Origin of the sequence: Breoghania sp., assembly GCF_963674635.1 — a bacterium.
Lineage (GTDB): Bacteria > Pseudomonadota > Alphaproteobacteria > Rhizobiales > Stappiaceae > Breoghania.
On the sequence record NZ_OY771475.1, the window covers coordinates 731,044 to 754,021 of the forward strand.

A 22,978-nucleotide genomic window follows, 5' to 3' on the forward strand; every position below is an offset into this window, starting at 1 on the left:
ATTCACCCAGAATTACGAGAGCGCGGCCTTCTACGAGGCGCCCTCCCAGATCGTTGTCCATCGCTTCGGCAACGAGTTGCTCATCTGAGATCAATTCGTTCAGTTCATCTGCGAGTGCTCTATCCCAGGGTTGCGAGAGAAACGTTCGCCGCAGTTCTTTCTTGAGCGACTACAAGCGCCGTTGCCGCTCAGCGGCGTGCTCGTTGGCGTCATCAATGGAGACGACGCAATTTGCCTCTTGCATGGTCAGTCCTCCCAGCGCCATTCATCGTCTTCGTCGTCAGGAACCTTTTCGACATTCGGCTCCATCTCAGGCGCGGCATCTTCCGACATGGATCTTGGTGCGGATCGTGTGTTTTCGGTTTCGAAGTCGAATTCGCCGTCCACGACTTCAGTTGGATCGCCGGAACATCTACTGAAGTCTCGCGCGACCTCTTGCTCGAGCTTTAAAAGAACGGTCTGGTCAAGGATTGGGGCTGCGATTCCGGCGCGGAGTTCAGCCTCCGTAGCTGTGGCTTTGACGTCTTGGATGGCCTGCAGAACAATCTCTTCGCTCATCTTTGCTTCGGCTGCCATGCGCGTACGCAGCAGTTCGTTGGCTTTCTTCCAGTGAAATACCGAGACACCATCCAAGCCCACGTGACCACACTTGACGGTGAGCCATCCCTCGTTGGGGATGCGGACGGACACAAATCCCAGGTCTCTCGGGTCCATTCGTACGAGCCAGTTACTTGCTGGCGAACTACGCCGAAGTTTTTGAAGCTCAGGGGACTGGTAGTGGAGGTCGAGCAATACGATGCCACTCTTGGTGATCTTACGTTCGATCGATGTTCCAAGCGCATGTAGCATCTCATGTCGATCGGGAGGCAGCTGGGTTCCAAATTGACTGGTCAGCCGCTGCCAGCATTTGCGCGGGGTTTCACCTCCGAGTCCGGAATGAGGCGTGTTGTGATAGACATCCACGACGTAGCGGACGAAAAGCTGGCCAAACTCCTCCACAGAGAACACAGCGTTGGCCCCGGCGTCATACTCACCCTTGCTGCCAACGTTTTCGAACGTTCGCCCGGACAGGTGTTGCATGAGGCCGAGTTCGACCGTCCGAAAGAACCTCTCAATTCGACCGCGCAGTTGTGGCTGGCCAGCGGGCACGATCTCATAGTGACTGTGAAGGTCTAGGACGGCAGCTTTGAACTCCGTCGCCACGTATTCGGAGCCGTTGTCGGCGACGACTTTTTCGATCCGCCCGCACATGTCCCAGGGTGTCTGACATCCGGCGGCTTTTGCGATTTGTGCTTTGTCGCTGACCGCCATGCGAAGTGTGTCGATTGCGCTAATCGCAGATTGGCTGGGCGCGATTACAAGTGCCAGAACACATCTGGTTCGCGCATCGATGGCAGCCGAGGCCCAATAGCGGCCTTTCTCGACCTCGGCTTGTTCTGCCTCGGGCAGGCGGGACCAAAGGCCTGCCTTTTGATAGAGGCTGACGAGTGAGATCATCCAGCCATCAAATTCAACGCGCTCCAACGGCCATTCGACGTCCAAGCCTTTATGCACAATGCGGAATTTCTTGAGGGCAAAGTCGGTTCCCTCGCGGCCAGAACTGACTTTGAACTGCGGAAGCTGGCTAATGGCTCTGGACACGGTGGCTTGGCTTGGGCACGTCAGGGGCGCGCGCCCCGCTGAACTTCGCAATCGGTTCTCTTCCGCAATGAGGATCTTGAGATCGTCGTGGATCTTCTTCTTCGACGGCTTCAGCCTGCTCGAATAGCCAAGGATCGCTTCCCTCATGAGCCTGTTGACGACGGGGGCGAGCCTCGACTTTTGGTTGCCGCTTCTCCCGTAACCCGGGACCAGGGAAAGCGCGTTGAAATGGCCTCGTTCATACCGAACGAGCCAACGCCGAACTGTGGTGGGGGAGGGGCAACAGAGTACAGTCACGCCCTTCTGACCGAAACGACCGTCGGCTGTTTGTCTCGCGCGTTCTTCTGAACAATAGCGAGCGTAAAGATCGCACAGCGCCTGGGCGAGGTTCTTGTCTGTCCTTGTGATCTTTCCTGTTTCCTCTCTACGGAGGATTTCGTCGCAGATGAACTTTCGAAACAGGACCAGGCGTTGCGTTTCAGGCTTCAAATCTGTAATGCGCACATTTGACGGGCCTAGTCGGATCTTTGCGCTCGCGGCAGAAAAGCTGTCGAGTTTTTCGATTAGATTTCCACTTCTGTGAAGTTCCTTGATTTCACTGTGAGTGAAATTCTCGACCACCTCGGGCATGTCGATCCTACGAAGCACGTAGCCGAGGTCGTCTTCTTCAATCGGCATATAGGGAACGTCGTTGACAATGACTTTTGTGTTCGCTGCGAAGCGAATGCGAGTATTCACGGAATGCATGTCAGAGCCCTTTCCGAACGAAGCTATTTCTTGTGATGCGGCCGGATGAAACGTGTTTGAGAACGCCGTCGCCGATGAGATTGACGACGGCATTGAGGTCGTGACTGTTCAGTGACGCATGTTCGAGCAGCGCACGGATGGTCAGAGCGCCTTGACACTTGTTGATCATCCGCAAGATTTTCTCGTCGGCTGTTGTGTCCCGCATCTTTCGAGCACGGAAAGTCAGCTTCGCGTTGTAGCTTCGATCTACTGTGATGGATCTCTCGGTGCGGAGCTGATACTGGTCGGCAAAGTCCGTCACCTGTTGCCTGATCAACTCCAGTGTGCGCTCGATGCCACTGCTGCGGACCCGACGTTCGGGCTTAACCGCAATCGCGATTTTCCGGCCATCATGTAGATGAACCCGGAAATCGAACGTATGTTTGCGACGCTTGCCCTCATCATCGACATATGAGACCGCCGGAGGCTGATCGTGGATGTCATCGACGTCTCGGTGAACCAGGAGGATGTAGAGCAAGTCAGCTTCAAGAGAGCTCTCGTAAACCAGTTCCCTGTTGGTTCGAGGGTTGACGATGTACCCTCGACAAGAACTCCTGGAACGCGCGGCTGGTAATCGGCTCGCACGAGATTTCGATGGTGGAATCCAAAGGTCCGCCACACTGCTTCGATGTGTCGGGAAGCCCGATATATACTCACTCCATCTATCAACGCCGCCCAGAACCTCCTTCCTCCTGACTTTGTCGGGCGATTTGGCGGCGGGAATATTGGCGATTTGCTGTTTTGAACAGTCGTACCCGTTGAGGATTTCCAGAATTCGCTTGGTTTTATCGTTGCTCATGACATGACTCTTCGTTTTGCGACGCCAAGAGGCGCGCAAGCTCGAGAATGGATCTCGTTAGACTGGGCTCGGTTACGGGCTTTAGCCGACCGTCAAGATTACCCGGGGAGCGTCAGGTTGCAGGGACCGACGGAATGTTTCCGTGGTCGCCGGGAAACGCGAGGCGACTTTTTCCTAGGAGTAGGGGGCTCCGCGGCCATTGATGAAGACAGATGCGTAGCATCGGACATCAGATGCGCTTGGCTGCCCGTTGTTCCAGGCGGTACCAGCGGCTCCGCGTCCGTGCGAGACCGAGAGCGGGGGCGACGATGTGGACTTCGGACGTGATAATCTCGTCAGCGTCGGGGAGGCGAGGGTGGTCCCTGACGGATCCAGAAAGGGCGGGGGTGTGCCGAAACGTCAAGCGCCAGTCATTAAGCGCAGGGGACGACCGGAGCGTTCTTGCGTCCGGATAGATACCGTCGCGGATACGTTCCAGATCAGAGACGAGGCGTTTGAGGTTGTCGATTTCTCGTGACAGCTTTTCTCGGTCGAATTGGCCGTTCATATCGAAGGGGATTATCTGTGGTTCCCTCCGTCACCTTCGGCGCCTGCCAGCTCGTTCACATGCGAGCCGAGGTTCGCCCAGCCTGATGCCAGGCGAGCCCAACCATCATTAAGAGAGAGCGCGAAAAGGGGCTCGAGGATCGCGACGTCTGAGATGCTTCCGATGAGCGCCGCTTGCGGTACCAGCGTGGTCGACCACGCTTCGATGGTTGGTGCCAGTCTCAAAAGGGAAGGGGGCTGGCGGTGTTCATTCAGGTGCGACAGGTCGGCGGCAAGCCGCCTGAAGTGTTTGGCTTCAATCGCATACGTGAGGTCGGAGTTGAGCGTCATGGTTGGCATGTTGTGCTCCTTGGGTCGGCAGCGATGCCGATGCGGCGTGAGAAAACTGGATGCGGGGCCGGGAAGAGCGGTTCGCACCTGTTCGAGCCCGGAGCTACATGCTGTGGGGGAGAGGCGAGTTGAAATGGGAGCAGTCGTCCATTGGAGGGTCTCCAGCGTTAGAAGTGGATGTGTTCGAACGCGCGCTTGAGCTCGCAGCCGCACTCAAGGTGCAGTTGTGTGAACTGTCGCGCATTGTTCAGTTGTGGTGGCTCAGTGCATCCAGACCGAAATCGGTTGCGATATCGGCGGCGCGGCAGGCAGTGCCAACGTGCAAGAAGGGATCTGCCGAATCCTGGTGCGAAGCTGGGCAGGCAGGCTGGCTGAGTCCTTGGCGAGCGTGTTGATGATATCTGTATCAAGGACAAAGAGAGGGGGGCGCGCGGTCATCTGTTCTGCTCGAAAATTGCGATAACGCCGTTCTCGGGCAAAATCACCGGCGAACCGTTAACGCTGGAAAATTTTAACGATGCGACCGTGAATTGAGAGCGTTCGCCTCACTTATTCGGGCGATGAGGGGATCAAAATGAGCGGAGCAGGCGATCTTTCAGATGATCAGCAGTTTTGGGTTCCCGATGATGCAACCATTGATGCGGCTCGAATCCTTGAGGTGGTCGATAGATGCGGACCACAAAGAGTCGTCCAGGATGCCGGAGCTATATTGTCTGGGCCACTGAGGCGGTGAAGCCAGAGGCCGGAACCGAGCATCTGCTCCGTGGTGGGCCGATCGTTGAGGGGGACACCTAAGCGGCAGGTCATCATGGTCATGCACAATGAGAACCTCGTCATCAGCATGGGCGCGATCAGATCATCGCCGCCGAACCGCATAGTCTTGGTGACCTGCCACCGGTCACCTGTCTGCCCGGTGAATTGGGGGACGTCGACATGCGAACGCACGTCTGCGATATCCCGGAAGGCGGCGAGGCGGCAACTCAAGGAACGTTCACGACTCCTGCGTGTGCGCGCTCTGCCCCCTGCAAACTGGATCATTTGGACCGGAAGCGCACCATCCCGGGCAAGGAGTAGAAAAGCCTCTCAGCCTCTTCGATCCGGCCCCAGAAGAACTCACCTCCAAGGCTTTCAAGCTTGCCGGATGACTGGTTCTTGAACTGCTGCTCCACGGCTTCGGCGCTTTCGATATCGGGGAAGGCCTGAGAAATCAGCCTGGGGGACCATTTTCCCGAGGCGGCAGGAGGAATACCTGCATTCAGTTCCGCGTAACGACGCTTCGGGTCGTTGGTAATCCCGATTTTCACAGCCACGGAGCGATCGCCGAAGGCCTTCTTGCGGCCCAGAAAAGCGTGGCCGTCTCCATCATACATGGCCAGATACAAGTAGGTGTCGCCGTCCTCGTAAACGGACGTCCGGGTGCCGGCGCTGCCGGGAAAGGCGCGGGACGGCCGGAAGGCATCAGCGAAGGGAATGACCGGGCTGTCGTCTTCCGTAACGGGCTCTTCCCCGAAGACGTTGACCTCCCGCACCTTGATCTTCAAGGCTTCGGCGATCTCGTCGTCATCCAGTTCAGCGCCATGGACTGCCAGGGCTTGTCCTGCTTCGGACCGATAGGAGTTGAAGGCGATCCGACTGATCATCACCTTTTCCTGAGCTCGCCAGGCACGGCGGATCGGGATGCCATAGCTCCAGCGATCTTCCCAACCATTGTCACGCTTGCGCTGCATGCCCAGTGCCGACGATTTGTCGACATCTCGGATCGGCGTCGTTTCGATTTCGACGAAGCCCAGCACGTAGGACCGCAGGGCCTTTTCCGTATCTGACGTGCTGGCACCGTAGATCATCAGCAGGTCGCCGTTGTTCAGCTTGCGAAGATAGGCGTCTCGGGCTTGCTCTTGCGTCCACCCGACATAGCCGTCTTCCTCCGGCGAAAAGCCATAGAAGGAACGGATGCGGATGCGTTTGCCTTCGGGCAGCCCGTTACTCATGCGAAATACCCCCTGAACAATGACTGTCGTCTTTGTCTTCCCAAATCACAGATCAAACCGGCGGATCGCGAAGAACCGGCAGTCGTTCGTGTTCGGCGACCTCCTGCGAGAGGCGCGACAAGCGGGAGAGTGAGATGGGCCGTTGTCCGTTCTTCTGCATCTTGCCCGACGCCGCCCAGGCGATCGCGCCCGGGCCGTTGAAGACCACCCTGATCGGACCGCCTATGGGACGGTGCAGAACGATCAGGTGCTGGGGTTTGTGGCGGATCGCTACGCGGCTTCCCTGTGTCAGCTTGATCTCGACTTTCCGCCCATCACGGGATCGGGCATCGTGACCCTGCGTTGAGGCCGGGTTCAGGTCGAGGCCGAACATGTAGGCGGCGGTGACTTCGCCGATACTGCCAACGAGGTGGCCGTCGAGCGTGAACTTCCGGCCCGGGAAAATCCGCTCGAGGCCATCGGCGGCAGTGTAGAGCTCGTCGAGCAAGGCCGCGACCTTTGTCCAGTCGACATCCTCACTCATTCCGCCGCCTTCAGCGCTTCCGTGGCAGGCTCCAACGCCTCATGGAGGAGGGCTTCAAGCAGGCGGGTGCGGGTGATTTCGGCGGCGGTCAGGGCGGCCTCCAGCTGGTCGCAGAGGACCATGAGAGCGTCGACCTTAGCAACGATGCGGTGTTGTTCGGCGACAGGCGGCAAGGGCACCAGGAGCGTCTCCACTCCTCCCACACGGAGATGTTGAACCGTCATCCCAAGAGGTTTGTCTTGAACCCGTTCCATGAGATCAGGATCTCGCAGGCTGTAAAGCATGAAGCGCGGGTCAATTGTTTCGGGCACAAGGCGGGCGAGCATCATTCGCTGGCCAAGACAAATCTGTTCGCCCTCCGGGATGATGCACACCTCCCCCATGGGTGCTTCCCGGGTGATCAGAATGTCGCCGGGAGCAGGCTTTCCCCTTAGGCTCCAGTCTTCGTATACGGCCTCGGAGACAAACTTCTGATCGTTTGCATTCATCAGACCGTCGCGCACGTTGGTAGTGCGGATGAGGCGGATCCCTTGGGGAGAATAAGGGGCGGTTTTGTTTTTGCAGTCGATCACCATCAGAGCGCACTGCTGAAGTGTCGCCCACGACCACCCGGTTGGCAGCTCCGGCAGCTTTGCCGGGATAGACTGTTGGCTTTGCTTTTTGCGCTGCGTATTTGCTTCTGCTGGAGTTGGATAGTTGGAGCTCAAATACTCATCGCGCTGTGCTTCTACGCGCGCAAGCAATTGCATCGCCGGTTCATCCGCCGGGTCCTGTTCCACCAGTTTGCCGCGGACGGCGAGCTTGAGGATGGTTTGGCGGAGGGCCTTGATCTGGTCGGGGCGCGTGGTGAGGGCGGGGAGAGCTTCAAGGGCGAAGGCGGCGTGGTTGGGGAAGTCCTCCGCCGTGGTGTCGGGGGTGGTCAGGCGGGCGAGGCTGGCGGCGGTGAGCTTGTCGCGCACCTCCTCCCTCGTCTTGCGGGCCTCTTCCAGCCGATCACAGAGCGCCATCAGCTCATCGACCTTGGCGACGATCCGGTGCTGCTCGGCGAGCGGGGGGAGTGGGACGGAAAGCTGTCTAACCTTGTCTGCGTTCAGGTTTTGAACTACCGCGCCCGAAGCGGCCTCCGCAAATGATCGCTTGGCATGTTCCGAAAGGAATAATGTATGAAGGAAAAATTTACTGATAAGTTTCTCGGGTGTCCGAATAACCAGCCAACCATCGTGAATACAGCCTTCAATGTTCGTGATGTAGGGGAAGCCAAAGCTCATCGAGTTAGAAAGCAATAGGTCCCCGGGAATAACGAGGCGAGACTTCGAAAGCCCCTCTGGTTTGATGCGCTCTGCGGTGCTGTTAATGTGAATGCTTCCGCGAGTTGAATCCCCGATTTTGATCCATGGAATTCCGTTTTTCTCATTCGTCAGATAAGCTTTGATCGGTCGAGGTGAGCCGCCACGTGCAATGGCCGTCACGTCGTCCAAGTAGCACCAGTGCCAGCTTGCCGGAACTGGAAATGCGAAAGCCTCTTGGTCGCGAGCAAATGTTCCTTCCGACTTTTTGAACTTCCCCTCGCGAACAATCCGGTCTTTTTCGACTTTAATCCGCTTCAGCAACTCTGCAGCAGATTCATCCCCCGCATCCTGCTCCACCAGCTTCCCACGCACCGCCAGGTCCAGCACGAACCGCCGCAACCGGGCGAGGGCGTCCGGCGCTTCACTGATCTGCTCGTAGACCTCCAGCAACCGTTCCGCATTCATCGGGCCAGCGCCTCTGTCAGGATGGCCTTCAGCTCCGCCCGCAGGCTGTCAACCGAGGCTTCTGCCTTGGTCAGGTCGTTCAACAAGGTCTCGGGATCGCCCCAGTCCTCCTCCTCCACATGCGGGTTCTTGATGTCGAGGTTGAAGCCCCGTTCGCGGATCTCGTCGATCGACACTTTCCAGGCGCGGTCGCTTTCCTCGCGGCCTTTACGGTTTGGCCCGCCCCACCATTCCGCGCAGTCGTCCAGATGCTCCAGCCGGATCGGCTTGGTCATGGAATAGGCCTTCTGGGTCTCCGGCACCCGGTGTTCCCAGTACCAGATGTCCTGCGTCGGCTTGCCCTTCTCGAAGAACAGCAGGTTGGTGCCGATGGAGGCATAGGGTTTGAAGACCGAGTTCGGCAGGCGCACGATGGTGTGCAGGTTGCATTCCTTGAGCAGGTGTTCCTTCAGCCGGGTCTTGATGCCCTCGCCGAAGAGCGAGCCATCGGGCAGGACGACGGCGGCGCGGCCCTTGTCCTTCAGCAGGCGGATGATGAGAGCGAGGAAGAGATCGGCGGTCTCACGGGTCTTGAACTGGGGGAAGTTGTTCTCGATCCCGTCCTCCTCCTTGCCGCCGAAGGGCGGGTTGGTGAGGATGATGTCGACGCGTTCATCCCTGGTCCAGCTGATGAACGGGCGGGCAAGTGTGTTGTCGTACCGGACCCAGGACGGCTCCTCGACATTGTGGAGCAGCATGTTTGTGGTGCAGAGCATGTGCGGCAGCGGTTTCTTTTCCACCGCGCGAAGGGAGGCCAGCATGGTGGCCTCGTCCTCGGGGCGTTTCACGTAGCGGTCGCGCATGTGACGGATGGCGCAGGAGAGGAAGCCGCCGGTGCCGCAGGCGGGATCCATGAGGATTTCGCCGGGATGCGGGTCTAGCTGCCGGACCATGAAGGAGGTGACGGCGCGGGGCGTGTAGTATTCGCCCGCGTTGCCGGCGTTCTGCAGATCGTTCAGCAGCTGTTCGTAGATGTCGCCGAAATGCTGGCGTTCGGCCAGGGAGTTGAAGTCAACCTCGGAGATCTTGTTGATCACCTGTCGCATCAGCTGACCGGATTTCATGTAGTTGTAGGCGCCTTCGAAGACGGAGCGTACGACGCGGGCTCGCGGCGTTGTGGCCGGCAGTTCCTTCAGTGTCGGGAAGAGCTGCGTGTTGACAAAATCCTGCAGTTCGTCCCCGGTGATGCCTTCGGGATCTGCGGCCCAGGCGCGCCATTGCAGATGCTCGGGGATGGGAGAGGTGTAGTCATCGCGGGTGAATTCCAGCGCCTCGTCCTGGTCGTCGATGATTTTCAGGAAGAACATCCAGACAAGCTGCGACAGCCGCTGGGCATCACCATCGACGCCGACATCCTTGCGCATGACGTCCTGAATTGTTTTTACGAGATTTCTCATGGACATGTGGGTCAGGCGCTTTCGTCATAGAGGGCTTCCTGCAAATCGCGGATCGCCCGGAGGTAGTCAGGTTTCTTGCCAAAGGCGCGCATCAATTCGATCGGCGTGCCCATTTGAGAGAAGGGGTTTATCTGAAGGATGTTCGTGTCGTCGAGGGTGAGGACGCCCTCATCGGCGTATTTCTCGAGGAGGGCTTCGAGAACGGCCTTCGCCTGATCGCCGTATCGGTTGAACACGTCGCGCTTCTTGACGTTCTCAGCGCGTTCGCGGCGCGTCAGGGGCTTGGCGCCGAATGCCACGTGGCAGACCAGATCAAAGGGATCGAGTTCAGCGTCGATTTCCCGCCCGATGAGTTCAAGGTCGAGCCCCTCTTCCGCAAGCTCGTCGATGATCGCCTGCTTCCTATCTTCGTCCTTCCAGCGGCGCAGGAAATCGTCGAGAGATGCGAAGCGGCGGGTGAGATGCTTGCGGGTGAAATCGTGGAGGCTCTCGGTCACCAGCTTCCCGTCGGCGTCCAGGTATTCAACACGTTCCTTGATGATCGTCGCGCCAATACCGTCGACGTAGATTTTGCGACGCCGTCCATCGGGGCACCCGCCTCCATCAGGGTCTTCACCATCCGGATCCGTGTTCGTTGGTGTCGGATCGATAACAACCGTTTCGTCGTCTTCGGCGCCTTCGCCCGTCTCTGGGTTGTCTTCGTCCTCAGGCGGTGTCATGGGATCATCGGGACCGGGCTGATAAATCTGCACGGGCTTTCCATCGAAGTCCGGGTCGGCGAAATGGGATGTTGCCCCACGGAAATCCATCAGCGTGAAGTAGTATTTGCCGGTGTCCTCGTGGACGCGTGTGCCACGCCCGACAATCTGTTTGAATTCAGTCATCGAGCCGATTTCACGATCAAGGACGATCAAGCGGCACGTCTGGGCGTCCACGCCTGTGCTGAGCAGCCGAGACGTTGTGACGATGACCGGATAGCTTGCCTCGGGATCAATGAAGTTTGCCAGTTCATTCAGGCCGTCCTTGTCATTGCCTGTAATCCGCATGACGTAGCGGGCGTCCTTTGCGACGAGGTCCTGGTTCTCATTGATCAGGGCCTGACGCATTCTGCCGGCGTGTTCCTGATCCACGCAGAAGACGATTGTCTTCTGCATGCGATCTCCGCTTTCCTGGAGGAACCGGGTGACCCGCTTGGCCACCAGTTTGGTGCGATCATCGATCACAAGGGTCCGATCGAAATCCTTGATGTTGTAGATCCGGTCTTCAACCTCGACGCCATCACGGTCCAGCTGCCCTTGTTGCGGTCGGTAACCTTCGACGTCGCAATCGATGTGAGACTTGATGACCTTGTAGGGAGCAAGAAAGCCATCCTCGATGCCTTCCTTCAGTGTGTAGGAGTAGATCGGCTCACCGAAGTAGTGGATGTTTGACGCATACTCCGTCTCTTTGGGCGTTGCAGTCAGGCCGATCTGCGTGGCGCTGGAGAAATGCTCAAGGATTTCGCGCCAAGCTGAATCCTCTGCCGCGCTTCCGCGGTGACACTCGTCAATGATGATTAGGTCAAAGAAATCCGGGCTGAGCTCCCTGTATATCTTCTGGCTCTCCGCCGGCCCGGTCAGTGCCTGGTATAGGCCGAGGTAGATTTCATATGCGGTGTTGATCCGGCGCTTGCGGTCCATCGCGAGGGTGAGTTCTTCTTCTGTCCCATCCGCACGCTCGATTGTCTTTGCATGTGTCGACAGCTTCGCCATGGAGCCTATGAAGGGGCGGAAATCGTTGACCATCGTCTGGTCGACGAGAACATTTCGGTCGGCCAGAAAAAGAACTCGTTTCTTTTGCCCCGACTTCCATAACCGCCAGATGATCTGAAAGGCAGTGAATGTCTTGCCTGTGCCGGTCGCCATGACCAGCAGCAAGCGGTCTCGCCCCTTGGCAATGGCCTCAAGCGACGCGTTCACTGCGTTCATCTGATAGTAGCGAGGCTCCTTCCCGCTATCAAAATACGGGTACAACGCGGTCTGGGCCTCGGCTTCACTCATGCCCTTCCAAGCCAGATAGCGATCGAGAAGTGCCTCGGGCGACGGAAACTCATCCAGACTGAGGTGACTTTCCACTTGGGCTGACTGACCCGACTTGTCGTGCATGACAAAGCCGTCGCCGTTCGAGGAGAAAGCAAACGGCACACGAAGCAAGTCGGCATAACCAAGGGCTTGCTGAATTCCGTCGGAAACGGAGTGACGGTTGTCTTTGGCCTCGATCACCGCGATTGGGATATTGGGCTTCAAGTAGAGAACGTAATCCGCTCGCTTCTTCTTGCCCCTGGCGACCAGTTTCCCCCTGACAATAATGCGGCCAGCGGTAAGCGTCTTCTCTTCTTTGATCTGGGATTGAAGGTCCCACCCTGATTTAATCAGCGCAGGTAAGATGAATTTGCTGCAGATATCTCGTTCAGATAGAAGATGCTTATCCATGTCGACCTTCAAGCAATGCTGGTGGCATCGTATCTGATCCGATGTTCTACGCAAGCAGACGCTGGCCATTCATGCTCGATCGGCGGTGCGTTTCGGATGGTTAAGTCAGGTTGCCGTAGATGGCGTAGGACCCTCGCTGCGCCCCGCACCAAGGTCCGGACTCCTGGCTTTCGCTGCGCTCGAAATGAACGGCAGCTTTGCGGAGAATGTGAAATCGGTGATCCTCCCTCACTGAACTGCTCCACCGCAATGTTGAGGAAAACGGAGGATCAAAGCTTGCCGACGAAGAGCGGCCAGTATGTTTCTTTGGCCTCGGGCGCGCTTGCGGCTAGCAGCGCCGTTGCAGCAGCGGCAATGACGAGGCTCATTCAGCCGATTCCGTCGTCGCAGGTAAAGCTCGCTGCATTTTCCGTTCCCAAGTTTCGATCAGGAAAAGCGCGAGGGTACTTGATCCGTGGATGGCGAGTCGCGCGATCCGGGGATCGATCCGACGATGGCCCCGCTCTCGCCCATGGGCATCGCCACCATGGGTGCGCAGCGCGCCGATCCCCTCGGCGGTTGTAGTCAGGCCGCTCAGGATCTTGCGGATGTCACCTGCGATCAGGTCAGGCAGGCCCGTGCGCCCGGGGGAGAGGCCAAGCGGCTCCTGAACGGCACGCACGAGCGAGGAGATATCTTTCTTCGCCGGCAGGCTCAGACCGAGCTCTACGAGGATTGATCGGCAGACTGCCTCAAGTGTCGCGCATGCGGCCGTCACCGCGTCCTCGGGGTCCTCTTCTGCGTTCCGGATGGCGCGGTCGATATCGCGGCTCACGGTCCCAAAATCCAGCGTTGCAGTTTTGTCAGCAATGGCACCGATGACAGCGGCACCCGAGCCTCGCTTGCGGAGGACCGCTCTCCCTCCAAGAAGTACAACCTCGAAGCCATCGGGCGAGAGGTGCAAGTTCAGGTGGTCAAGCACAGCCTGCGTTTTTTCTGGCTCTCTCGTATGGTTCCTGGGATCAGCTACCTTTTCAATCGCACGGCCGATCAATTCGTCACCGTTCTCCTGGCGAGCAGCCCAGTTGAGACAATCTCGCAGGGCAGGCAGCCGAGAGCCCTCGCCTTGAGCGGGGTCAATGCCGCATGCCATGAGGAAGCCGTCGATGTTGGAGGCGCTACGATAAAGGCCGATCGGTGGTTCGGTGTTGTTTGCTCCCGAACCGCCAGAGATCACCTGAACGAGCGCTTCGAGGGCGATAGTTGAGAATGCGGTCACTGAGGAACCTCATAGTCAGATCTGGGCAGCGCTGAGCGCAAGGTCGATGATCGCGATTGCGAGCATGATGCGCCGGTAGGTATTTTCATTCTCCATGTTCATAGCAGGCGGGATTTTTGAGGGCAGATGGGCCATCCGGATGCGGCGATCACCTGATGGCCAAGTCATCAACCTGCCCCTTCCTTTCTGTATGTTATGGGCGCCGCGCGTCCACGATACGCAGCAGGTGGCTGGCAAGCGTTACGATCTCGATCGCTTCGCCGGCATCCTCGAAGGCGACGTTACGGTGCGAGTGAGGGTTCTTGTAGGAACCGATGGCGCCAGCGAAGAGATGCGCGAGCGCCTCCCGCTCGGCCTCCTCCTGCCCTGGGTCCCGCAGAGGTCCGTTATCCTTGTGGAACGCCCGGCGGATCATCGGCACGCCGTGATCTCCCTCTGGAAAACCAGCAGCTTCGCGCACGGCAATTTCTACGGCGCGCATGGCCTCGAAAACGGCAGCCGCGAAGCGGCCGCGGACGAAAGAAAGCCAAACTTCTTGGGCGATCGTTGGGTGAAGCAAGTCTCGGTTCAGGCGCCTCGCCATTTCGAACTGCCGGAAATCCTCCTCCGTCTCGATCCTTTGCGCCCGTCGACTGAGCATACGCCCTTCCGAACGGTATTCGCCAGGCCACGGAATGAGGAGGCCCTGCGCCTCCAGCCAAGAAAAGGCTTCGGTCAACGCGTAGCCGATCTGGACCCGAACATCTCGGGGATAGCCTTCTCCGCCCTCCTCAGGGGTGGGTTCGGTCATCATCTCGGTGATGAAGTCAGTAGGTTGAAGTTGATCTGGCTGCTTCTCGAACCTCTGACGCATCAGGAAGAGGAGCTTGGCCGCAAGCTCCTCTGGTTCGAGGGCAAGAACGGCGGCAGAATCGGGGATCGCGGCATGGAGTTCCTTCATGCCGCCATTACTATCCTAAAATTCATCTTATCGAATGGGGAATTTCTGTCCTCTCCCATGGAGATCCATTCCAAAAGGATGGCTCCGTTTCAGGTCGCGGCGGTACTATAAGGAGATATGGAGGATCTACGGTGGCTAATCGAATTCGCGGTTGCTATAACTGAGGCCTCATCATTCAGTTCTCGAGACTGCTGTTTACACCACCTGCCAAAACAAAAAAATCCGACGTATTGGTCTGGTTCAGGGAGTGTCCGCTTCGGTCCGAATTCTATTTCTCCCTTTTTATAAGGCCTTCACGGATGAGCTTGTTTTCATCTTCGAGGTGAGCGCCGCTGTAGACAAAAGAAGTTTCGTGCCGGGCATATTGTCCATTGCGATCCGCGCTGAGCCAGTTGAACGATCCAGCACAGAGAAGATCTTTGTCGACGGTCACGATCTTGCTGTGCAGTTTAGGGACCCTGTGCATCTCGACGCCAATTTCTGAAAGCCTGCGCTCAACAGCTTCCATCTGGCTGTCCCCTCCCGCTGCAGGGCCGGTATTCAGCAATGGGTCGGCAAAGACCTCGATTTTTGCCCCACGCTGGCATGCCGTAGCCATCGCGTCCAGCAAGCCGGTCCGCTCGATCGTTCCGGCAACGACCCAAGGGCTGACGATCATGTATCTACGACCTTCGCCTCTCAGTGCATCCAGCAAGAACGCGTCGTGCTCGGCAGCCTGCTGGAGTATTTCGAACCTTGCCTCGCCCCGTTTCAGGTCTTCGCGGGGTTCCATGGCAAAATCCAACGCCTTGCCCTTGGCCTCCAAGAATTCGGACAGCAATGCGCGGGGGGAACCGCTGCGGGCCGTGGCGAGGACATCCATGTCGCCGAATACGAGACAGCTGTCCTTGGCACGCGATACGGTCACGTTCAACATGCTGGGCGAAGCGTCGATGAAACCGCCATCAGCGTGCTTGGAGTAAACCGGTGAGAAGATCACCACGGGCCGTTCAGCACCCTGCAACGCGTGCACGGTGCCGATAGTCATGCCGGCGCGGCCGGACACGGTGATGCCACGCGCGGTGCAGGCGTCACGGATTGCGCGCACTTGCTGGCCAAAAGGGGTAACAACCCCGACAATCTGCTCCAGAGGGCGACCGTAGCGGCCTTCGAGCAAGGCACGGCTGTCCTCAAGCCACGCGGCGATGGTGCGGGCCTCGACAGGGTTGGCGCGGCTTCCGCCACTCGTGAAGGCACGACCTTCGACATGCAAATAGCCAAGCGCAGGAAGCGGGGCGTCCGCCGGTGACCGGCCGCGCATCGGGCGCAGTTTGCCTTTGTAACACAGCGCATTGCTGAACCCGATGATCTCGTCATGGCAGCGGCGATGTTCGAAGAGGTAGAGCCCGCGTTCCAGCTCGGGCCAAGGGGAGATCTTGCAGGCCTGTTGCGCGAGGCGCATGGCGCTGCCCCGGGGCGACCGGATACCGCTGGTGTTGACCTCGTCCGGCACCTCCTCACCGTCGATCAATCCGCTGTCTTTCAGATTGCCGATATCGACGGGGCCGGGCACGGCTGAGATCGGTTCGATCTGCTGCGTGTCGCCGATGACCAGCGCACGCTTGGCCAGGGCGAAAGAAGCGCCCGCAACCTCGGGCAAGACCTGTCCGGCCTCGTCGACGATCAGCAGGTCGATGAAGTTGTACAGGCTGTCGCTCGCAAACTTACCGTTTTGCTTGCGAATAACGGATAGTTTCCGCGGCAAGCTGGCAAAGGTGGCCACGGCGCAGGGGGTCAGCATCATCCGCCGCTTCCAGCGCGGCTCAACAGCTTTTCGCCCGGTCTTTTCATGCGAAGCGGCAATGGTCGCCAGATCTGCCTCCATCGCCATGAGCCACCGACCTTCCCAATAGTGGGTGGCGAGCAAGAAGAGGTCGAAACGTGTCCCGGTGTCCGCGCGCCGTTCCAGCTCGCCCAGATTCTCCGGATCTCCGAAGCTCTCCGCGGCCTTGCGCCACGCCAATTCGCTGACCCTGACCTGTTCCTTCAGGCTTTCGGCGCGAGACAGGCTCTGTTCAGCGATAGAAAGGGCCCGCTTTCGGTCTGTCAGAGCATCCATGACGCGCGTTTCGATATCCTCGACACAGGTCACGTGCTGGACCTCGTCCAGATCCTCTCCGATGGCAAGTCGTGCCCTCAACACGCGCTTGCGCTTGATCGAAGGCAAGAACCCGAACATGCCGGTGAGCCAGGACTCTGAGGCGAGATAATGGGTGAGAGCCATGTGCGCGGCCGCCAGTCGATCGGCCTCTTTGCGGCCGGCATGGACTGTATTTGCGCGTCGGGCTTGCTCTGCGTCCGGATCTTCGCCGAGTTCCGCCAAAAGGGCGGCAGCGCAGGATCTGCAACGTTCCAATGCCGTATCGAGGTCGCGGAGTTTAGTGACTCCTTCGGTCAATCGATCCCTTAGCTTTGCGACAAACCAGGCGACGTCTTTCCCCTCAGAATATGGGAAGGCCTTTCCCGCCGCCTCCAGCCAAGCGGCCCTCGCGCGTTCGACGTAGGCTACGGACTCGCATTCCGCCTGAAAGGCCTCCGTCTGATAGCGCTGCGCGGCCTCGATACGCCGGGAATGCGACGGCAGGAACATCCCGAAGCTCCTGATGTCCGGCAACCAGCGCGCGGCAAACGCACCTTCGCCCGCCGCAAAATCCTTGCCGAAGGCGTCGATGATGTTGGTAACCGCCTGATTATTCGATGACGCTGCCACGATTATCGGAGGGTCACCTCCGTCGAGCGCGGCTTTCACCCAGAGCCCGGCTACAGCCGAAAGCAGCATGGTTGTCTTGCCGGTCCCCGGCGGGCCGTTCACCGCGATCACCTCGCCAGGTTTCGCGGCATCGAGCCATGCCAAGACTTGCCGTTGGTGCTCGGCCAGCGGGAAATGTGGATTCGAATGTCCAAGGCGCCGGGCAAATTCCTGCTCGATAAGACAATCCGGCGCTCCATCTGATAAGCGAGGCAGGGCAATTTGGCGCAGAAGCGGTGTGTCTGGTTCGTTGGCCAGCAGACTGTCGTACAGATCAAGCATTCCGCGCACCGTTGCATCTGCACCTTCAGACACTTCAATGAAGCCACTCCCAGTCGGCACATATTCAGTATCGTCCGAAGGCCAGCCCGGCGACAGAGCGTCGACCATCTGGCGGCAATGCTGGCGGTAGTCCTGCCAGCCGTTTGCAGGCGTCATTTCCGGCAGGGGGGTCGTCGTCAGGAATTCGTCAAGCGCCTCTACCGATCCAAGGGCAAAGGCACCGCGGGGCAACGGTCTCAGCAGATCGCGTGCTATGGTATTGCGCGTCGGTACGATTCTTCCCGCCCGATCTGCGAAGCCCTCGGTGACAACCGGGGCGACTATCTCCGGCATGCCATCGGCGCGCGACGCAGCGTGCGAGGCCCTTCGGGCGGTCACCAAGGGCCAGAAACGAACCGAGACGCTCCCGACCTCATCCTTTCCACGGAACAGCCTCTGAACCAGCTGCTTTGACAGCCGGCCTGTCTTGAGCGCGTCATTCGGAAGCTCAATGAAGCGTTTTCGATCCGCCGCCCGAAACGCTCCTTCGCCAAGTGCACCATCTGCCAGTGATGTCCGCCAATATCGAAGGACGTTGGAAAGTGATGTGGACATGAAGTGCACGCCTTGGAATCATTGCGGATCAAAAACTGAGCAAGCGCCGTAGCTCGCCAACTGGTTTCCCCGTTAGTAGGCTTTTTGATAAAAGGAGCACAAGTGCCGGTTTGTCCGGCGAACCACGGCTCCGCACCGTATCTGCCCAAAACTACCCCTAAGAAGTTCAGGCGCCAAGTCAACGAGATAACGATGTCTGGTTGCGGAACGCTGTGCTGCAGCGATTGCGACTATTACCAAGGTCCGCTCCGGGCCAGAATTGAATAAGCACAGCGCGCAAGCCAATGTCAGCTTTGTCCTGATAGCGAGCAAAACGGGTCAGTCCGCATCCGGACCCATTCTGGCTTTCCGTGGGTCAGCAACCCCAGGAAGGAAAATCAGCACGAACGATTGGCCCAAAACATGAAAACCCGCCGATCGGATCCGACCGGCGGGTTTTCATTTGGCTGGAAGAATGTGCCTGATTTCTCAAGTTTCCTCACCGAGGCACTCTGTTGCGCTCATTGAGGCGGACTTTGCTTCTCTCAGGCCATCCTTTGCTATCTCAGACAATATGTCCGGCCTTACCCCTCACGAGCAGCCGCTGGTGCCGCCGCAGGTGTCGCACTTCAGGCAGGTGCCGTTGCGCACCATCGTGAAGTTGCCGCACTCGGAGCAAGCCTCGCCCTCGTAGCCCTTCATGCGGGCCTGGGCGACCTGGCGGGCAACGGAGGCCTGTGCGGCGTGAACGGCCGTCTTCGGGGCTTCCTCTGCCTCGGCCTCAGCCTGCGTGAGCGTACCCGGCGTGGCGTCCGGGGCGGGCTCGGCGTCGATATCGCGCTTGAAGGCCGTGGCCGCGCCACCGCTCGAAATCGAGGTCACCGGGGCCGCACCCGACTTGGCCGGGCTCTGCTTGGCCGCGCCCGCAGGCTCGCCCGTGCCGCCGATCAGGCGGAAGCGCTCGGTATGGCCGCGCACCAGGCCCTTGGAGACGATCATCTCGCCCGGGTTGCCTTCCTTTTCGCCGCCACCCATCACGGTGTTGCCGATGGTGTCCGGGTTCACATGGGCCAGGTCGTTGCGGCCCAGATAGGACACCGCCAGCTCGCGGAAGACATAGTCGAGGATCGAGGTCGCGTTCTTGATCGCCTCGTTGCCCTGAACCATGCCCGCCGGCTCGAACCGGGTGAAGGTGAAGGCCTCGACATATTCCTCAAGCGGTACGCCGTATTGCAGGCCGAGCGAGATCGCGATGGCGAAGTTGTTCATCATTGCGCGGAAGGCAGCGCCTTCCTTGTGCATGTCGATGAAGATCTCGCCGAGGCGACCGTCGTCATATTCGCCGGTGCGCAGGTAGACCTTGTGACCGCCCACGACCGCCTTCTGGGTGTAGCCCTTGCGGCGACCGGGGAGCTTCTCGCGTTCGCGCTCGCGCTCGTAGACGATGCGCTCCACGATCTTTTCCGCAACCTTCGCGGCCTGCGCGGAGACGGGCAGGGTGGTGAGCTCTTCCACCGCGTCCTCTTCGTCGTCGTCATCGGAGATGAGCGAGGCGTTGAGCGGCTGGGAAAGCTTGGAACCGTCGCGGTAGAGCGCGTTGGCCTTCAGCGCCAGACGCCAGGACAGCATGTAGGCTTCCTTGCAGTCCTCCACGGTGGCGTCATTCGGCATGTTGATCGTCTTGGAGATCGCACCGGAAATGAAGGGCTGGGCCGCGGCCATCATGCGGATGTGGCTTTCCACCGACAGGAAGCGCTTGCCGATCTTGCCGCACGGGTTGGCGCAGTCGAAGACGGGCAGGTGCTCGTCCTTCAGGTGCGGGGCGCCTTCCAGCGTCATCGCGCCGCAAACGTGGATGTTGGCGGCCTCGATCTCCTTTTTGGAGAAGCCCAGATGGGCCAGCAGATCGAATTCGTGATCGGCAAGCTGCTCCGCGCTCACGCCCAGAACGTCCGTGCAGAAATCCGCACCAAGCGTCCACTGGTTGAAGGCGAACTTGATGTCGAAGGCCGATTTCAGACCCGCGTTCAGCGCGGCGATCTTCTCGTCGGTGAAGCCCTTGGACATCAGCGAGCCCGGGTTGACGCCCGGTGCCTGCGAGAGATTGCCGTGACCCACCGCATAGGCCTCGATCTCGGCGATCTGGGCCTCGCTGTAGCCGAGCGTACGCAGGGCTTCCGGCACGGCGCGGTTGATGATCTTGAAGTAGCCGCCACCGGCCAGCTTCTTGAACTTCACCAGCGCGAAGTCGGGCTCGATGCCGGTGGTGTCGCAGTCCATGACGAGGCCGATCGTGCCGGTCGGCGCGATGACGGTCGTCTGGGCGTTGCGGTAGCCGTGTTCCTCACCCAGGGTGACGGCGCGCTCCCAGGCAAGCTTGGCACGTTCGATCAGCTGCTTGTCGGTGCACTCGGCGTGGTTGAGCGGAACGGGGTTGACCGCGAGGCCCTCATACCCTTGCGCTTCGCCAAGGGCGGCACGGCGATGGTTGCGCATGACGCGCAGCATGCTGTCGCGGTTCGGCTCATATTTCGGGAAGGGGCCAAGCTCCTTCGCCATTTCAGCCGAGGTCGCGTAGCACACGCCGGTCATGATGGAGGTCAGCGCCCCGCACAGCGCGCGGCCCTCGTCGCTGTCATAGGGAATGCCCATGGTCATCAGCAGGCCGCCGATATTGGCGTAGCCGAGGCCCAGCGTGCGGTACTCGTAGGACTGCTTGGCGATCTGCTTGGACGGGAACTGCGCCATCATCACGGAGATTTCGAGAACGACGGTCCACAGGCGGACGGCGTGCTCGTAATTCTCGATCTCCATGCGCTTGGTGCCGGCATCCATGAACTGGAGCAGGTTCAGCGAGGCGAGGTTGCAGGCCGTGTCGTCCAGGAACATGTATTCCGAGCAGGGGTTGGACGCGTTGATGCGCCCGCCCGCCGGGCAGGTGTGCCAGTCGTTCATGGTCGTGTTGAAGTGCAGGCCCGGATCGGCCGAGGCCCAGGCGGCGTAACCGATCTGGTCCCACAATTCGCGTGCCTTGAGGGTCTTGTGGACCTTGCCGTCGATGCGGCGGATCAGGTTCCAGTCGCCATCGGCTTCCACGGCGCGGAGGAACTCGTCATGCACGGAGACGGAGTTGTTGGAGTTCTGGCCGGACACGGTGAGATAGGCTTCCGAATCCCAGTCAGTGTCGTAGGTCTTGAACTCGATGTCGTGATAGCCCTGCTTGGCGAACTGGATCACGCGCTTGATGTAGTTCTCGGGAACCAGCGCCTTCTTGGCCGCGCGCACCTCACGCTTCAGGGCAGGGTTCTTGTTGGCGTCGAAGCAGTCGCCATCCGTGCCCTGGCAGTTCACGCAGGCCTTCATGATCTGCTTCAGGTGCTTGGAGACGGTCTTGGAGCCGGTCACCAGCGCCGCGACCTTCTCTTCCTCGTTCACCTTCCAGTTGATGTAGGCCTCGATATCGGGGTGGTCGATGTCGACCACGACCATCTTGGCCGCGCGGCGCGTGGTGCCGCCGGATTTGATCGCGCCCGCGGCGCGGTCGCCGATCTTGAGGAAGGACATCAGGCCGGAGGACTTGCCGCCGCCCGACAGGCGCTCGCCTTCACCGCGCAGGCGGGAGAAGTTGGAGCCCGTGCCGGAGCCGTATTTGAACAGGCGCGCCTCACGCACCCACAGGTCCATGATGCCGTTTTCGTTGACGAGATCGTCGTCCACGGACTGGATGAAGCAGGCATGCGGCTGGGGGTGCTCGTAGGCCGACTTGGACTTGACCAGCTTGCCGGTTTCCGGATCGACATAGGAGTGGCCCTGGCCGGGGCCGTCGATGCCGTAGGCCCAGTGCAGGCCGGTGTTGAACCACTGCGGAGAGTTCGGCGCCACCTTCTGCGTCGCCAGCATGAAGCGCAGCTCGTCGAAGAAGGCCTGCGCGTCGGCCTCGCTGTCGAAATAGCCGCCCTTCCAACCCCAGTAGGTCCAGGTGCCGGCCAGACGGTCGAAGACCTGACGGGCATCCATTTCCGAACCAAAGCGCGCGTCTTCGTCAAGCTCGGCCAGAGCGTCTTCATCGGGCACGGAGCGCCACAGCCAGGAGGGAATCGAGTTCTCCTCCACGCGCTTCAGACGTGCCGGGACGCCGGCCTTGCGGAAGTACTTCTGGGCCAGAATGTCGCTTGCGACCTGAGAGAATTGCGAGGGAACCGCAATGTCCTTCAGTTGGAACACGATGGAGCCGTCCGGATTCCGGATCTCGCTCGTGGTGGTGCGAAACTCGATCGCTGCATAGGGCGACTGGCCCTCGCTCGTGTATCGCCGTTCGATGCGCATTCTTGACCCCCGTGTCGACACTCTGTCGACGTGAGCTCTGTGCCGACGCCGCGTCGGCAAAAGCAATATTTATCCGCATCCCGGGGGCAGCCGCACCACTCCCGAGCTCTCAAGGACACCTGGCCTGTTGGTGACATCCTGTTCCGCGAAAATCATTTCACGTCAAGACATCTTGTATGGATGGTATAGGATAGACACTAAATATAGTGCCTCTTGCACCCCAAGTCACGCCTCTTCGATGAATTCGGCGCGCAAAAAACCAGCCTGCGCGGACTGCGCAGAGCAGGGTTCAACTGGACCGAAAAAGAGGAGTACGCAGGCCGCTGGAGCCATCCCCGCCGCCCATCGGCGACATGGCCAAAAGCTAGTCCGACTCGTCGGGAAGCGTCAAGCAGTTGTATGTGGGTAAACGGCGCCGTCTAAATGTTGTGCAAAGCCTGTGAAAGTTGGGGAGAGAGCGAAAAGCCTCGAATAATCAAACCCGGAGGGTGCGACGTTGAAAGACGCCTTGAACGTAGGGTGCGCATTTGACGCTCC

13 protein-coding genes and 1 pseudogene are annotated in these 22,978 nt (G+C 59.3%); 1 reads left to right on the top strand and 13 read right to left on the bottom strand.

Annotation, left to right across the window (positions count from 1 at the left end; genetic code table 11):
* Positions 1 to 246: 246 nt before the first annotated feature.
* The 3 genes from ABGM93_RS03230 to ABGM93_RS03240 all read right to left on the bottom strand — a co-directional run bounded on the left by ABGM93_RS03230 (position 247) and on the right by ABGM93_RS03240 (position 4,111).
* On the bottom strand, positions 247 to 2,388 hold the full coding sequence (locus ABGM93_RS03230) for a Mu transposase C-terminal domain-containing protein (protein ID WP_321503446.1): 2,142 nt from the start codon (positions 2,386 to 2,388) through the stop codon (positions 247 to 249).
* A gap of 1 nt (position 2,389) precedes the next feature.
* Entirely contained in the window at positions 2,390 to 3,226 is an 837-nt protein-coding gene (locus tag ABGM93_RS03235) for a TnsA endonuclease N-terminal domain-containing protein (protein WP_321503448.1), read from the bottom strand.
* A 558-nt stretch (positions 3,227 to 3,784) separates the two neighbouring features.
* Positions 3,785 to 4,111: a hypothetical protein gene (locus ABGM93_RS03240; RefSeq protein WP_321503450.1), complete on the bottom strand. Its 327-nt coding sequence runs from the start codon at positions 4,109 to 4,111 to the stop codon at positions 3,785 to 3,787.
* A gap of 784 nt (positions 4,112 to 4,895) precedes the next feature.
* On the opposite strand from ABGM93_RS03240, the pseudogene ABGM93_RS03245 reads away from it, so the two are divergent.
* A pseudogene (locus ABGM93_RS03245) lies at positions 4,896 to 5,114 on the top strand (hypothetical protein); the annotation flags it as partial.
* A 22-nt stretch (positions 5,115 to 5,136) separates the two neighbouring features.
* Here the strand turns inward: ABGM93_RS03245 and ABGM93_RS03250 are convergent.
* The 10 genes from ABGM93_RS03250 to ABGM93_RS03295 all read right to left on the bottom strand — a co-directional run bounded on the left by ABGM93_RS03250 (position 5,137) and on the right by ABGM93_RS03295 (position 22,441).
* Positions 5,137 to 6,090, bottom strand: coding sequence for a GIY-YIG nuclease family protein (locus tag ABGM93_RS03250; protein WP_321503452.1), 954 nt, complete (start codon positions 6,088 to 6,090; stop codon positions 5,137 to 5,139).
* 52 nt (positions 6,091 to 6,142) lie between these two features.
* A complete protein-coding gene (locus ABGM93_RS03255) occupies positions 6,143 to 6,613 on the bottom strand; it encodes a hypothetical protein (RefSeq protein WP_321503454.1) in 471 nt (156 codons plus the stop codon).
* Positions 6,610 to 8,367: a restriction endonuclease subunit S gene (locus ABGM93_RS03260; RefSeq protein WP_321503456.1), complete on the bottom strand. Its 1,758-nt coding sequence runs from the start codon at positions 8,365 to 8,367 to the stop codon at positions 6,610 to 6,612. Before ABGM93_RS03260 ends, ABGM93_RS03255 begins: the two co-directional genes overlap by 4 nt.
* The gene (locus ABGM93_RS03265) at positions 8,364 to 9,809 is read right to left on the bottom strand and encodes a class I SAM-dependent DNA methyltransferase (RefSeq protein WP_321503458.1); all 1,446 of its coding nucleotides are present in this window, start codon (positions 9,807 to 9,809) and stop codon (positions 8,364 to 8,366) included. Before ABGM93_RS03265 ends, ABGM93_RS03260 begins: the two co-directional genes overlap by 4 nt.
* 5 nt (positions 9,810 to 9,814) lie before the next feature.
* Positions 9,815 to 12,274, bottom strand: a complete 2,460-nt coding sequence (locus ABGM93_RS03270) for a DEAD/DEAH box helicase family protein (RefSeq protein ID WP_321503460.1) — start codon at positions 12,272 to 12,274, stop codon at positions 9,815 to 9,817.
* Between the two features lie 364 nt (positions 12,275 to 12,638).
* Positions 12,639 to 13,532 carry an abortive infection family protein gene (locus ABGM93_RS03275; protein ID WP_321503462.1) on the bottom strand — a complete coding sequence of 298 codons (894 nt, stop codon included), beginning with the start codon at positions 13,530 to 13,532 and terminating at the stop codon, positions 12,639 to 12,641.
* Between the two features lie 15 nt (positions 13,533 to 13,547).
* Positions 13,548 to 13,700 carry a hypothetical protein gene (locus tag ABGM93_RS03280; protein ID WP_321503464.1) on the bottom strand — a complete coding sequence of 51 codons (153 nt, stop codon included), beginning with the start codon at positions 13,698 to 13,700 and terminating at the stop codon, positions 13,548 to 13,550.
* A gap of 25 nt (positions 13,701 to 13,725) precedes the next feature.
* Positions 13,726 to 14,472 carry a TIGR02391 family protein gene (locus tag ABGM93_RS03285; protein ID WP_321503466.1) on the bottom strand — a complete coding sequence of 249 codons (747 nt, stop codon included), beginning with the start codon at positions 14,470 to 14,472 and terminating at the stop codon, positions 13,726 to 13,728.
* 268 nt (positions 14,473 to 14,740) lie between these two features.
* Positions 14,741 to 18,136, bottom strand: coding sequence for an AAA domain-containing protein (locus ABGM93_RS03290; RefSeq protein WP_321503468.1), 3,396 nt, complete (start codon positions 18,134 to 18,136; stop codon positions 14,741 to 14,743).
* Positions 18,137 to 18,706: 570 nt separating this feature from the next.
* Complete coding sequence (locus tag ABGM93_RS03295; protein WP_321503469.1) at positions 18,707 to 22,441, bottom strand: vitamin B12-dependent ribonucleotide reductase; 3,735 nt, start codon at positions 22,439 to 22,441, stop codon at positions 18,707 to 18,709.
* Between the last annotated feature and the right edge of the window lie 537 nt (positions 22,442 to 22,978).